The organism is Serratia sp. EC4 (assembly GCF_059652115.1).
On sequence record NZ_JBNIDE010000001.1, the window covers coordinates 696,480 to 709,665 of the forward strand.

Consider the following 13,186-nt stretch of genomic DNA (forward strand, 5'->3'; position numbering starts at 1 on the left):
CATGAATTAATCCTGAAAAATACAGATTTATCCGCTTGTCGGCGGAAATAAGTAAATAACGTCAGCGCGCGGTTAAGTTATCTATCAGAAAACTCATGTTTAATGGTTCTTTCGATTGCCGAATCAAGTTCAACAGGCGCCACGAAATTATTTTGCACATTACTTTTAAACTGCGTTCTGGCGCAGAATTTCTGTACTCTGACGCGGCTTATTGGGAATTTCTTTCGACTTATTTTACTCACAACATCCAATGCGGTTGCGCCGCATATGCCTACGGCATAAGGAATGCGAATTGTCTTATTTTTTCTCCCCAATGAAGAGGAAATTACGTCGACCAATTGATTCATCGTAAAGTCCGGTTTATCGACGTAGTTGCTGACCTGATAACTTGACTGTTGATCCAGCGCATGTTCCAGCCGCGCGGCAATATTTTCAACGTAGGCCATCGACTTCATATTATTGCCGCTGCCAATCATCACGAAACGTCCGCTGGCGATCTGACGGAACAGGTTATACACGTTGCCGCGGTTGCCTTCGCCGAATACCACCGTTGGACGGATGATAGTCAACCGATTTTCCACATCGGCCTTGCGCCAGGCTTCATAAACGTATTCCGCCTCGAGCTTGGACTTGCCGTAATGGTTGAAAGGCTCGAAACTTCCTTCTTCGCCGGTTTCCTGTTTGACGAAGCCGTAAACAGCGACGGAGGAGGTGAAAATGATTTGGCGGATATTCAGGGCGGAGGCTGTCATGCAGACATGCCGCGCGCCTTCGACATTGACCTGATAATAGAGCGAAATGGGATCGACGTTGTCCTGATGTTCCGCCGCCAGATTAATGATGGCGTCGCAGCCCGTCAGCGGTTCTTGCAAAGTCTGAGGTTGCGTCACATCGCCATACTGATAGAGCGCGGGAAAATGTGCGCTGGGTTGCTTATCCACGATGACCAACGTCAGATCATCGCGCGCACTGAGACGTTTCGCCAGGCGTGTTCCGATAAAACCGGAACCCCCGATAATAGCTACTTTACGCTTATCCATAATTTGTCACTCAGCAGGTTCTCATTATTCCTGTCGCACCATTGGGACAGGACGCTAATACGCGTTAGGTAATGAGTTCCAGACTGGACAAATCGAACCTGGCTTTCAAATAACAAATAATGAAATAAAAGATTTCATCAAATGTAAAATTATCGCTAAAGATAAAACCTCATTCAGCGCTAATTTTTAACATCGTAAGCAACTTGATATTGCAAGGTTTTATTCGGCAATATGAGATTAATCCGACCTTTGCCCGGCGTCGAAGAGGTCTCATATTTTACCGGCAATTTAAGCTGCCCTTGCTTAGGATCGACACATTCGATGGTGGCTTGATCCATGTTCTCTCCCTGGTAAAGGCAGAGCAGAGTTTGCGGGCTGTTGGTATGGGGGTTATTCAGCGTCAGCGTCAACACCACGCGCGTGTTGTTCTGAATATCATTGATCACCGGGGGGCGGGTTTGGTTGCCGAGCACATATGAAAAATGTGAAATAACCAGCAAAGAGGCGAATACCGTCAGGTATTTCACTACACGGCTGGCGGGTATGCTGAAAAAGCGACGCACCGCCGCCGACTTTTTTTCACGCACCGGTTCTTTGGATGACTCCACCGTTGCAACAGGCGCAGCAACCAGCGTCGATTTATGCAGCTTATCTATTTTTTCATCGTTTGTTTCAGACGACTCACTTTCACTTTCAGAAAGTTCCGCTTGAATATCAACACCAATATCTTCACCGCCATTTAATATATCATCATCAGCGTAGTCTTCATCCTCGGATATAAAGTGAAAAGCCGCTTGATTTTCCACCTTGTAACCCAAACGAGGAATGGTTCTGATAAGCGTGTGTTCCGTGTCGCTAATCTTTTGGCGAATAGATTTAATTGTTTGATTTATCGTTGAATCTGAGCAATAGGTTCCTTTCCAGATATTTTCTATAATTTCCGTTCGGGTAACCAGTTCTGGTGATCTGGCGACAAGCAGCGAAAGAATTTGATACTCCTTCCAACGCAGACGAAATTTCTCCCCGGCAGGAGTCAGAACATCGAGATTCCTAATCTTTATTCTTTTATCAAGATTCACTTTTAATTTCCTTAGCGTGCCTGTCCTGCACACTTTGTATAGAAATATCAAAAAATGTTCAAGAAATTAAATGTAAACTCAACAGGTTGCATTCATCGGATATTGGCCTTTATAAAAATTTTCTGATTTCATTTTTTACATTAGGCCATATTAAGGATGTTCCGTTTATCCAAATGACTCTTTTTCCCTGTTGGCAACATGGATTTCTTTCATGGTCACCGTAAAATTCAAATGAACACCTCATTGATTTAAAAAGGAAAAACTAACCATGTTGTTCGATTGTTAATCGAATGAAATTGTGAAATTTCATTCTTATCCGTGAATTCATTGTGTTTTCCCACCTAATCTGATTGTCAGATAGACTACAAAAAGCCGAAAAAAACAGAATGAGAGTTATCTGATTTAACCCCGTCACACATTCCACTCGGCGTGTGCAGCATCTAAGACAAAACCCTATTACTGATTTTATAACAATCGCACTAATTATGCCTTCCCCTCCCGGAAATTTCATTTAATCTGCGAAAAGACATTAACGCCTTAATGTAAGAATACTCTCAATAAAACGAAAAAAACGTGCAAATAATATAATCCGTTTTGGCGAAAATATTCCCACATTGAGAGATAGTGCTATAAAAAAAGAAAAAAACGGCAAGCGAAGATGAGAATTTTACCTAAAGGCAGAAAATTTCACTGAGGAGGCGAGGAGAGATGACTCGGAATGAGAGAAATATCCCTCCCCTGTCGGGAGGGATTGAGAAAGCGGTTTGATACTCAGGCCTTTTTCTTGCGGCCATACACCGCCCAGGTGATGACCACACACAAGATATAGAACACCAGGAATACTTTCATTGCCCCCGCCGGCGAACCGGTCAGCGCCAGCGAGGTGCCGAATGCCTGGGGAATAAAGAAACCGCCTGCGGCGCCGATCGCTGAGATAAAGCCCAATGCGGCGGCGGAGTCCGTCACCGCTTCACGCTGTGCGCTCTCGTCACTGCCGCCGGCCGCTTTCACGCGATCGACAGTGATTTTACGGAAAATGACGGCGATCATTTGGAAAGTCGATCCGCTGCCCAGCCCCGCCGTGAGGAACAACACCATAAAGATGCCGTAGAAGGCGATAAACGAACCGCCCTCGCCCGCTGTCGGCAAGGTCAGGAACAACAGCGCGGCGAACACGGCCATCACCACAAAGTTGATCAACGTCACCCGCACGCCGCCGAAACGGTCAGACAGCGCGCCGCCGACCGGCCGTGCCAGCGCACCGAGGAACGGCCCGAAGAAAGCGTAATGCAGGATCACGACCTCCGGAAATTGCGTCTTCGACAGCATGGCGAAACCGGCGGAGAAACCGATGAAAGAACCGAAGGTCGCGAGGTACAGCAAACTCAGCATCCACAAATGCCCACGTTTGAGCACTGGCAGTTGCTGGCGCAGCGATGCCTTGGCAGCCGCCAGATCGTTCATGCCGAACCAGGCCGCCAAGGTGGCGACCAGCAGGAACGGTACCCAGATCCAGGCGGCATTTTCCAGCCACAGCTGCCCCCCTTCTGCCTGATCTTGCGCCGTGCCGCCAAACAGACCAAACAGGCTGAAAGAGATCGCCAACGGCGCGACCAGTTGCATGACGCTGACGCCCAGATTCCCCAACCCGCCGTTGAGACCCAACGCGCCACCCTGACGCGCTTTCGGGAAGAAGAAGCTGATATTGGCCATGCTGGAGGCAAAGTTGGCGCCCGCAAAACCGCACAGCAGGGAAATGATGACGAATACACTGTACGGCGTGCTGCTGTCCTGCACCGCGAATCCCAGCCACAGGCACGGCACCAGCAGGAAGCAGGTGCTGATAGCGGTCCAGCGACGGCCGCCAAACAGCGGGATCACGAAGGAATACGGCACGCGTAAAATAGCGCCCGAGACCGACGGCAGCGCTGTCAACAGGAACAATTGGTCAGTGGAAAAGTTGAAGCCAACCTTGTTCAGGTTGACCGCCACGGCGCTGAACAGCATCCAGACGCAGAAGGCCAGCAGCAGACAGGGAATGGAAATCCACAGGTTGCGGGTGGCGATGCGATGGCCACGCTGCAGCCAAAAGGCGCTGTCTTCAGGATGCCAATCCTGAATCAGCGCACCGGTTTTCTTTGATGAAGGCGTTGCAAGTTGCGACATAAAAACCTCAGACACGGGGGATTATTCCGACACCCTAGGGGGCGGCCCCGGCGGCAAAGTTGATGTATATCAACCCGAATGCAAGTAGTTGGCGGCACAAATAGCGCCTTCATCCCCTTAGGGGTACGTTCCGGATAAAAATTAAATCATTTACAATCAATAAATTAGAATGAAGCACTTCGTCATCCTCACCGCTTCGCCGCCCCCCTGGAAACTAATGGGTACTTCATTCGAGGTATGGGGTTATGCTCAGGGATAATCAAAAATACGGCTGAATCGTTACTTGTTTACCCCGTCGCCGCCTTCGCCCCTGAGCTTCAGCGGCGCCAAATGCCAGGAACCCGCGCTTATGAAACGCCTGTTGGCCCCGCTTTCGATCGTGAATCAGGTCGCCCTGCTGATGTTGCTGTCGGGCATTCTGGGCGTGGCCGGCATGGGGATTTCCGCCTGGATGTCGCAAAGCATTCAGGGCAACGCGCATGCCATCAACAAGGCCGGCTCGCTGCGTATGCAAAGCTACCGTCTGCTGGCGCAGGTGCCGCTGGATGAACGGCATGAAGCGTTGATCCGCGAACTGGAGCGCGACGAAAACAGCCCCGACCTGCAGCGTTCGGTGGAACAGGAAGGGTTGACGCAACCTTTCGACGCCTTGCGCGACTACTGGCAACAGACCCTGCAACCTCGCCTGCGCAGCGCGCAGCGCCCGGCCGACGCCGCGCCGCAGGTGGCGCACTTCGTGCAGCTGTTGGATAAGCTGGTGTCGGATATCGACAGGCAAACCGAGCGCCGCCTGCTGATGGTGACGCTGGTGCAGGCCGGCTTTATCGCGCTGACCCTGCTGCTGCTGATCGGCACCACCTGCTACCTGCGCCGCCGGTTGCTGCATCCGTGGCGACAGCTGGTGGAAATGGCGTTGGCGGTGGGCCGCGGTGATTTTAGCCGCCGCTTCGCGCAGCGCGGCCATCAGGATGAAATGGCGTCGCTCGGCGGCGCGTTGAACACCATGTCCGACGAACTGTCGGCCACCTACAGCGGGCTGGAGCAGCGCGTGGCCGAGAAGACCGCGGACCTGCAGCAAAAAAATCAGATGCTGAGCTTTCTCTATCGCGCCAGCCGCCTGCTGCACGCCAGCGAGCCGCTGTGCAGCCGCCTGACGCCGCTGCTCAACCAACTGCAAATCCTGACGCCGCTGCGCGCCATTCAGGTGCGGCTGTATGAAAACGACAGCCGGGAGCCGCTGCTGCAGCTGAGCGGCAACCAGCCGTTGCGGCCGGAGCATTGCCATAATCCGGTGTGCAGCGCCTGCCTGCACGACAGCGACCGCCAGCATCCCGACAGCCCGTCGCTGAGCTGGAGCCTGAGCGACAAGCTTGGCGACTACGGCGTGATCGTGGCGCAACATGCGCCGCAACAGCCGCTGAACGATGAGCACCGCCAGCTGGTCAACACTTTGGTGGAGCAACTGACCAGCGTGCTGGCCATCGAACGTCAGGTAGACCACCAGCAGCAGCTGATGTTGATGGAAGAACGGGCGGCGATCGCCCGCGAGCTGCACGACTCCATCGCCCAATCGCTCTCCTGCCTGAAAATGCAGATCGCCTGCCTGCAGATGCAGGGCGAAACGCTCTCGCCCGCCAGCCAGGCGCTGGTGCAGCAGATGCGCGAAGAGCTGAACGGCGCCTATCGCCAGCTGCGCGAGCTGCTGACCACCTTCCGCCTGCAGCTGACCGAGCCGGGCCTGCTGGCGGCGCTGCAATCGACGGTAGCGGAGTTCAATCCCAAACTGGGCCTGAACATCAGCCTCGATTACCAACTGGGGCCGCGCACGGTGCCCGCCTATCAAGCCATTCACCTCCTGCAGATCGCCCGCGAGGCGCTCAGCAACATCCTTAAGCATGCCGCCGCCAGCGAGGTGAGCATTCAGGTCATCAATAAACGGGGCGAAGTGACCCTGAGCGTATGCGACAACGGACGCGGCCTGCCGGCCGAGACGTCTCGCCCCGACCATTACGGCTTGATCATCATGCGCGATCGCGCCAAGAGCCTGCACGGCCGTTGCGACATTTTACCGCGCAGCGGCGGCGGCACCGAGGTGCGGGTCAGCTTCACGCCGGATAACCACGCCATCGACTAACGGAGACACCATGACGACAGAAACCGCCGCCACAATCTTACTGATCGACGACCACCCGATGCTGCGCAACGGCGTAAAACAGCTGATTGGCATGGACGCTCGCCTGCAGGTCATCGCCGAAGCCAGCAACGGAGAACAAGGGGTCACGCTGGCGGAGCAGCACGATCCGGATCTGATCCTGCTCGACCTCAACATGCCCGGCATCAACGGGCTGGAAACGCTGGATCGCCTGCGCCAGACCGACCTGTCGGGGCGCGTTGTGGTGTTCAGCGTGTCCAACCATGAAGACGACGTCGTCAGCGCGCTCAAACGCGGCGCCGACGGCTATCTGTTGAAAGACATGGAGCCGGAGGATCTGCTGAAGGCGCTGCATCAGGCGGCGGCCGGGCAGATGGTGCTCAGCGAAACGCTGACGCCGATCCTCGCCGCCAGCCTGCGGGAAAACCGCCCCAGCGCCGATCGCGATATTCAGCAATTGACGCCGCGCGAACGGGATATCCTGAAGCTGATCGCCCAGGGGCTGCCGAACAAGCTGATCGCCCGCCGCCTCACCATCACCGAAAGCACCGTCAAGGTGCACGTCAAACACCTGCTGAAAAAGATGAAGCTCAAATCCCGCGTCGAGGCCGCCGTGTGGGTGCTGCAGGGTAAAAACGGTTAATCGCCGCCGTACAGCGGCCCGGTTTGCGCCGGGATCGGCGGCGGCGTCAGGGTTTTGATCGGCGGCAGGCCCGCTTCATCACCGGCGGTCGCCGTCAGCGGCGGCGCCACTTTCAGCTCTATCCAGTTGGACGTCACGCGCTGCTGTTTATCGTCCTCCAGCGTGACCGATAGCCGGTAGCTGTTGGCGGCGCCCGGCGCGTCGTCCCACGGCGGCACGATCGCCGTCCAGCCCTGCGGATCGTTGGCGTTGTGCGGCGGCGTCAGGCTCAGCGCCTGCGTATCCCCCTGCCAACTGACGTGAGCGATGCCGTTCAGCGCCTTGATTTCCAACACCAGCGGCACGGTTTCCCCCGCCTGCAGGCTCCACGGCGGCGTGGCCAGGAACACCTGCAGCGTTTTGCGCTGGCGGAACTCCAGCACCGGCACGTTCTTGCGTTCGATAGGATCGTAGCGGCTGCCGCGCAGCGACTTGGCCTGCGCCACATACTCCGGCGAAATCTGCTTCACCAACGGCACCCCGAGCCGATAGCTCAGCGCCAGCTCGACCTGATCCTGGCTCTGCCCGCCCGCGCCAATCTTATGCAGCGCCTTCATCGTCACCAGCGGCACCGGGGTGTAATTGAGCCCCAGCTGCATCGCGCGCGGATCGTTTTGTTTTTTGCCGCTGCCGAACAGATCGACATTATCGCCGAGATACTGTTCATAGCTGAGCGAACCGCCGATCTGGCGATAAAACGGCAGATAGCCTTGCGTCGTGATGTCGTAACCGCGCGCCGGGCGGCTGAAAAACACGCCATCGCCAGGCTGTTGCGCCAGCGCCGACAGCGGGTAGTAATAGTTGGTGGAGAAACGCAGGTAGTCTCCCCAGGCCTCCGCGCCGACGCTGCCGCGATTGCGCTGCCGGGCGAAATCGCTGTCGAGCGCCGTGTTGTACCCCAGCAGCCAGTCACCGGCGATCCAGCGCTGCCCCAGCGCGAAATTACCGAGCGCCCCGGCGCTTTGCTGCAACCAGCCGATCTGGCTATAGGTCAGCAATCCGTCGACGTCGTACAGCGGGCTGAATAACTGCCCGTTGCTGCCGGTAAAGTCCCCCTCACCGGTCATCTTCAGCGATAACCGGGCGGTGCCCAGCGGCGACAACAGCGCCTGCGCCTGCTGTTGCAGCGCGCCGGTCGCCTGGCCCAGCAGATAATCCTCGGCGCGGCTGCGCATCTGCTGACGGGAAACGTTATTCAGATCTTTTTCGCCGAACTGCTTGGCCATCTCGGCCCACTGCTTCTCGCGCGCGGCGTCATCGGGCGCGCCGCCCAGTTCGGGCAAATTCGCGACCGGATCTGCGGCGGCCGGTTCGGAAGAGACAACGCTCGCCGGCGCCGGCGGGGATTCGGCGCATGCGGGCGCCGCGCCGGCCAGCCACACCAGCGTCCCGGTCAGCCACACCGTCTGGCGGCTGTGCCAGAGTCGTTTTTTGGTTTTGATGAGTCCCGCCTGAATTTCGTCTTTCATGGCACCGTTGGCCACCCTCCCTCCTGGAGCGTGCCAACCCACTGCTTTGCTGTCGCCTTTCCCGCGGCAGATCTGGATACCCTACGCCCCATCAAGGCCGGGGCGCCTCTCCCTTAAAGCCTAACGGCTTGACGAACAGAAACAATAGGATAAACCCCAATTGCTCCCCAGTGACGCCGTCACTTACGCCATTTACCGATCCATTCCGGCCGCCAGGTGAATTCACACTATTTCAGCGCCGATTTTGCCGATAAACAACGCAACACCCCACTGCTGCGCGCCTCCGCGCATGACATTGCATCACTCTGCAATACGTGAAGTGGCGATGCGTACGACTGCGCATTCCTCGCCACTCACCGCATTTCACCCCGATGAAATACGCATTTTGCCGTTATTTTAAACATCTATTTCACGACTGACGGAGTCTCGATGTTTCTTTCCTTACTGTGGCCCGCGCTGTTTTTCACCGCGCTGCTGTCGGCAGGTATGGTCGCCTTCGCGCTCATCACCCGGTTGGAGCGAACGGTGGCCGTGCGCGCCAGCCCACCGAGATTGCGCCGCCGCAGCCTGCTGCTGACGGCCTTCGGTTTGGCGTTGACGGCGCTGCCCTTCGACCTGCCGGCAGCGCACCGGCTGTGGTTGCCCCCGGCCGCGGCGCTGCTGATCGCCCTGGCCTGGCTAGACGGGCGCCACCGGTGGCTGCCGGACCGGTTGACCCAGCCGCTGCTGTGGGGCGGGATGCTGTGCAATCTTGACGCTCGCTGGGCGACGCTGAGCGACGCGGTTATCGGCGCCGCCGCCGGCTACGGGGGGTTGTGGCTACTCAACGCGCTTTATCGGCAAGTGCGGCGGCGTGACGGCATCGGCCAGGGTGATTTCAAACTGCTGGCGGCGCTGGGCGCCTGGCTCGGTTGGACGATGCTGCCGCTGTTGGTCTGTCTGGCGGCCATGTTCGGATTAGGCATGGCATTGACCCGCGGCCGACGCAACCGCCGCGCCTGGCGAACGCGGCAACCTTTCGGCATCGCCTTGGCGGCCGCCGGCTGGCTGTTGCTCTTGATGGACGCCGGCCAGAACGCGCCGGCGTTATTCGGTTAGTTCTTCAGTGTCTCGATCAGCCGATTGAGCAATCCGGCCACTTCCGCCGTGCTGGCCGTTGTCGGATTGGCCAGTGGCTGGATCACCGCGAGCCTGGTCGTGGATAACACCTCATCGCTGCGGATTTCCAACGCATCGGAGGGGGGCGTGCTCAATGAAACGCCGTCCGGCCGCCAGTAACTGCCGCGCGTAGTCTGCACCTGATAACTGCCAAAGCCGAAATCTTTCTCGACGCGGTAATATATTTCGCAGCTCAACGGCCCGGTGCGCCGCAACATAAAGGCGCCTTTCGCGCTATAGCTGCCTTTATTGACGACAAAGGCGGTCGCCTGCGAAGACAGATCGAACGTGATATATAAATCGCACGCCAGCACCTTGGTGCTTACGCCCTGTTGAAGAGTAATGCGCGTTGTAGGTTGCCGATCCGGCGCGGTCAGGGTGCCTAAAAAAGTCCACGATTGCTGTTTCGAGATATTGCGCGGCAAATGGTTGCTGGTGGCGGAAGGGGCAATTCCCCGCTCGCCCAGACTGTACATCGCTTCGACCCCGCTTAAAAACGATGTCACATCGACGGTGCTTTTGCCGGCCACCGGGACGCCGCCGTTGTATACGTTACTGAAGGTTACCTCGGTATTGTTGCTGCAGGCGGCGATCGCCGCCGGGAAAGGCGTCTTAGAACCGCTGTAAAGAGTCAACTGACCGATATCCCAACGAGATTCGTTGATGAATCGGCACAACACGCCCCTACTCTCCACATTCTGCGCGTCCTGGATATTGATATTGCCTATCGTGCCCTGGGCAAAGTTGGTGGACAACACGCTGACATTGGCGGCGCGCTGCGTATTGCGGTTCTCGCAACCCAACGAATTGATCGTGCCGTTAAAATCTTTGAAAGAGTAGATATCGCCGATGCAGTCATCCGCAGCCAACGAGCCGATAGTAGAGTAAAACCCTGAAATTCTGAACGCAGTCCCCTTGGCGCGAGCGGCGTAGAGGCCGTCTATAAAATTGGTGGTGCCGGACTTGTCCATCCACAGCACCCCATCGCCCGGGCGATTGGCATTTGCCTCCATCTGCACGTTCACCAGCCAGTTAATGAACATGTCGCCCGAGACAAACAGCGAATAACCGCCGACCTTGGTGTAGATGTCGCGAATATCAAACTTCGTCATGTTGCGATCGCTGAACCACACGCCGTGGGTGTCATCTACGCCGGTATCATCCCGCAGCGTCAAGCCGTGCAGCGTCAGATTGGCGAAGCCTTTCACCACGATCACCGCTTTCTTCGTTTCGCCCTGTTCGTTGGTGTAACTGCTGTCCGCAGTCTTGACAATTTTGGTCGCCCGCCCCAATCCGACCACCCGCAAACCGATGCCGCCGTAGATGTCCGTTGTCGTCTGAATGAGTACATGTCCAGCGACCGTATACACCCGCTTCCCCAGGGACAGCGTACCGCCGGCTTGCAGCGCCGCCGCCGCCGCTTTGTTGATCGCCGGCCCCCAGTTGCTTCCGTCGCTGTCCTGATAAAACTGTTCCGGCGTAACAACCTCACCGGCGGCGAGCAAGCTTGCTGCGCGCGCTCCTGAAGCGTTTTCGTTATTGTCCATAATATCTCCTGACGTGATGTGTCCGCATCATTGCGGACGACCGCGGTGAAAGGCGTAAACAACGCCGCCTTTCAGTGCCAATCTATCACCGTCATATGAGCGCGTTATGAAATTTCATTTTATTTCACCCTGACACAACATCTCGCGATTCGAGGTGGCAACAGCAAGCGATTTCACTCGCTGTTGGCCTTTGGTGCGACAGAAAGCTCGGCCAGGCGCGCGGCGTTGCCGCTACTTGCTGACCCGATCCAGATACAGCATGCTGTTGGCGATATCCAGCCGGGCACCTTCGACGTTGTCCCGCAATGCCACCAGCGTTTGCCCCTGCAGCGCCACCACATAGGGCGAGCTGGCCTGCAATTCCCGTTGCAACGTGACGTAACGTGCGCTGCGCGCGGCGCTGTTCCCCTCCGCAGCCGCGGCGCGCGTTTCCGCGCTGATGGCGGGAATGCCCCACTGGGTGCGCCAGGCCAGGGTTTTCGGCCCACCGGGCACGTTATAGGCAAAGGCGCTGGCGTTGGTGTTCGGATCCAGGTAGTCGGCGCCCCAGTAGGTGAAGATCGCCTGAAAATCGCGGCCGCGCATCTTGCCCCACAGATCGCTTTCTACCACCGGATGGATATCCAACCGCAGCCCGGCCTGCGCAAAACTGGCCTGCAGCGCCTGCGCGATGTCGGTATACGGCGGTTGGTTGATGACGATAAGATCGATGCGCGTACCTTCAGCGATGCCGGCATCGCGCAGGATCTGTTTGGCTTTGTCCACGTCGAGCTTAAACGGCCGATCGTCGAGTGCCCCGTCCAATCCCTGCGGCAAGAAGGCCTGATGCACGCGATATTGCCCTTTCAGCAGTTGCTCGGCGATGCTCTGATAATCGACCAGCCAGCGCGCCGCCTGCCACAACGCCGGATTGCCCAGCGCCGGATTGTCTTTGCTGCCGGTGTTGAAACCGAGGTAATAGATCCGGGGCGCATCGGCCTGCTCGATGCGCACGCCAGACGCGTTGCGCAGTGAGTCGAACTGGTCGGCGCCCAGATCGTAGGCCACGTCGGCATCCCCTTTCAGCAACAGCAAACGGCGGGTGCCGGCGTCGCTGACGTTCTTGAACAACACCGTTTTCAACCTTGCCGGCGACGGGGCGTACTCATTGCGGCCAAACAGCAGCGCTTCATGCGGCACATAGTTATTCACTCGATACGGGCCGCCGCCGGCGGAATGGCTGCGCAGCCAGGCGTTACCGTAGTCCCCCTGCTGCGCGTGCTCGTTCAACAGCTTTTCATCCACGATCGAAGCCACATTCGCCGTCAGCAGCCGCAGCGCCAATTCGCTGCCGATGTTGGCGGGCCAACTGAGTTGCACCTGGTTATCTCCCACCTTCTTCAGCTGCTGCTCAACGTTATCCGGCGTCCAGCCAAACTCGCCGAGAATAAACGACGGCGCCTTGTTCAGCTTCACCGCGCGAACCAGCGAAAAAATCACATCTTCTGGCCGCAGCGGATTGCCGGAAGCGAAACGCTGCTGCGGTTTCAGGGTAAAGGTCAGGCTGCGGCCATCGGCGCCCGCTTGCCAACTGCCTGCGGCGTCCGGCACCAGCTTTTGCGGCGCGGCGCGATCCGGCGCCACCAGGCGCTGATAGAGGTTGACCAGATTGGCCGAGCTGACGGTTTCAAAGCTCTCCGCCGGATCGAGGCTGATAATGCCCTCCAACGAACTGACCACCACCAAGGTATCCTGCGGGGTGGCAGCCTGCACACCGAAAGCGGCCGCCAGCGCGCCATACAATAAGGTTGGGATTAACCGTTTCATCGATACACTCTCCACAATCACGCGGTTGCGTTGTTTTTCGAGTGTAGGGGGTAAGAATTAACAGAAGAACGACGATAAATTGCTTTA

The 13,186-nt window shown here is 57.2% G+C and carries 9 protein-coding genes; 3 read left to right on the plus strand and 6 right to left on the minus strand.

Annotated features, from left to right (window positions below):
• Positions 1 to 77 precede the first annotated feature (77 nt).
• The 3 genes from ACP39K_RS03265 to ACP39K_RS03275 form a co-directional block, all read right to left on the minus strand.
• Positions 78 to 1,040, minus strand: coding sequence for an NAD-dependent epimerase/dehydratase family protein (locus ACP39K_RS03265; protein ID WP_016927350.1), 963 nt, complete (start codon positions 1,038 to 1,040; stop codon positions 78 to 80).
• Between the two features lie 179 nt (positions 1,041 to 1,219).
• On the minus strand, positions 1,220 to 2,119 hold the full coding sequence (locus ACP39K_RS03270; protein ID WP_033640049.1) for a winged helix-turn-helix domain-containing protein: 900 nt from the start codon (positions 2,117 to 2,119) through the stop codon (positions 1,220 to 1,222).
• A gap of 771 nt (positions 2,120 to 2,890) precedes the next feature.
• On the minus strand, positions 2,891 to 4,285 hold the full coding sequence (locus ACP39K_RS03275; RefSeq protein ID WP_033640048.1) for a NarK family nitrate/nitrite MFS transporter: 1,395 nt from the start codon (positions 4,283 to 4,285) through the stop codon (positions 2,891 to 2,893).
• Positions 4,286 to 4,634: 349 nt separating this feature from the next.
• Between ACP39K_RS03275 and narX the strand changes: the two genes are divergently transcribed.
• Together narX and narL are read left to right on the plus strand one after the other, a co-directional pair.
• Positions 4,635 to 6,419, plus strand: a complete 1,785-nt coding sequence (gene narX / locus ACP39K_RS03280; protein WP_060444650.1) for a nitrate/nitrite two-component system sensor histidine kinase NarX — start codon at positions 4,635 to 4,637, stop codon at positions 6,417 to 6,419.
• Between the two features lie 10 nt (positions 6,420 to 6,429).
• Positions 6,430 to 7,080: a two-component system response regulator NarL gene (gene narL, locus ACP39K_RS03285; protein ID WP_016927346.1), complete on the plus strand. Its 651-nt coding sequence runs from the start codon at positions 6,430 to 6,432 to the stop codon at positions 7,078 to 7,080.
• Here narL and ACP39K_RS03290 read toward each other — a convergent pair.
• Positions 7,077 to 8,588: a YchO/YchP family invasin gene (locus ACP39K_RS03290; protein ID WP_048795323.1), complete on the minus strand. Its 1,512-nt coding sequence runs from the start codon at positions 8,586 to 8,588 to the stop codon at positions 7,077 to 7,079. The two genes, narL and ACP39K_RS03290, sit on opposite strands and share 4 nt — an antisense overlap.
• A 429-nt stretch (positions 8,589 to 9,017) precedes the next feature.
• Here ACP39K_RS03290 and ACP39K_RS03295 point away from each other — a divergent pair, with 429 nt between their 5' ends.
• The gene (locus tag ACP39K_RS03295) at positions 9,018 to 9,686 is read left to right on the plus strand and encodes a prepilin peptidase (RefSeq protein WP_033640046.1); all 669 of its coding nucleotides are present in this window, start codon (positions 9,018 to 9,020) and stop codon (positions 9,684 to 9,686) included.
• On the opposite strand, the gene ACP39K_RS03300 is transcribed toward ACP39K_RS03295, so the two are convergent.
• Both ACP39K_RS03300 and ACP39K_RS03305 read right to left on the minus strand, forming a co-directional pair.
• Positions 9,683 to 11,293, minus strand: a complete 1,611-nt coding sequence (locus ACP39K_RS03300) for a hypothetical protein (protein WP_497008294.1) — start codon at positions 11,291 to 11,293, stop codon at positions 9,683 to 9,685. The genes ACP39K_RS03295 and ACP39K_RS03300 overlap by 4 nt on opposite strands.
• Before the next feature lie 231 nt (positions 11,294 to 11,524).
• Complete coding sequence (locus ACP39K_RS03305) at positions 11,525 to 13,099, minus strand: ABC transporter substrate-binding protein (RefSeq protein WP_497008295.1); 1,575 nt, start codon at positions 13,097 to 13,099, stop codon at positions 11,525 to 11,527.
• Between the last annotated feature and the right edge of the window lie 87 nt (positions 13,100 to 13,186).

Bases quoted from the DNA above. Each gene is read 5' to 3' on its own strand.
- ACP39K_RS03295 (WP_033640046.1), top strand. From the start codon at position 9,018: ATGTTTCTTTCCTTACTGTGGCCCGCGCTGTTTTTCACCGCGCTGCTG.
- ACP39K_RS03305 (WP_497008295.1), bottom strand. From the start codon at position 13,099: ATGAAACGGTTAATCCCAACCTTATTGTATGGCGCGCTGGCGGCCGCT.
- ACP39K_RS03275 (WP_033640048.1), bottom strand. From the start codon at position 4,285: ATGTCGCAACTTGCAACGCCTTCATCAAAGAAAACCGGTGCGCTGATT.
- ACP39K_RS03265 (WP_016927350.1), bottom strand. From the start codon at position 1,040: ATGGATAAGCGTAAAGTAGCTATTATCGGGGGTTCCGGTTTTATCGGA.
- ACP39K_RS03300 (WP_497008294.1), bottom strand. From the start codon at position 11,293: ATGGACAATAACGAAAACGCTTCAGGAGCGCGCGCAGCAAGCTTGCTC.
- narX (WP_060444650.1), top strand. From the start codon at position 4,635: ATGAAACGCCTGTTGGCCCCGCTTTCGATCGTGAATCAGGTCGCCCTG.
- ACP39K_RS03290 (WP_048795323.1), bottom strand. From the start codon at position 8,588: ATGAAAGACGAAATTCAGGCGGGACTCATCAAAACCAAAAAACGACTC.
- narL (WP_016927346.1), top strand. From the start codon at position 6,430: ATGACGACAGAAACCGCCGCCACAATCTTACTGATCGACGACCACCCG.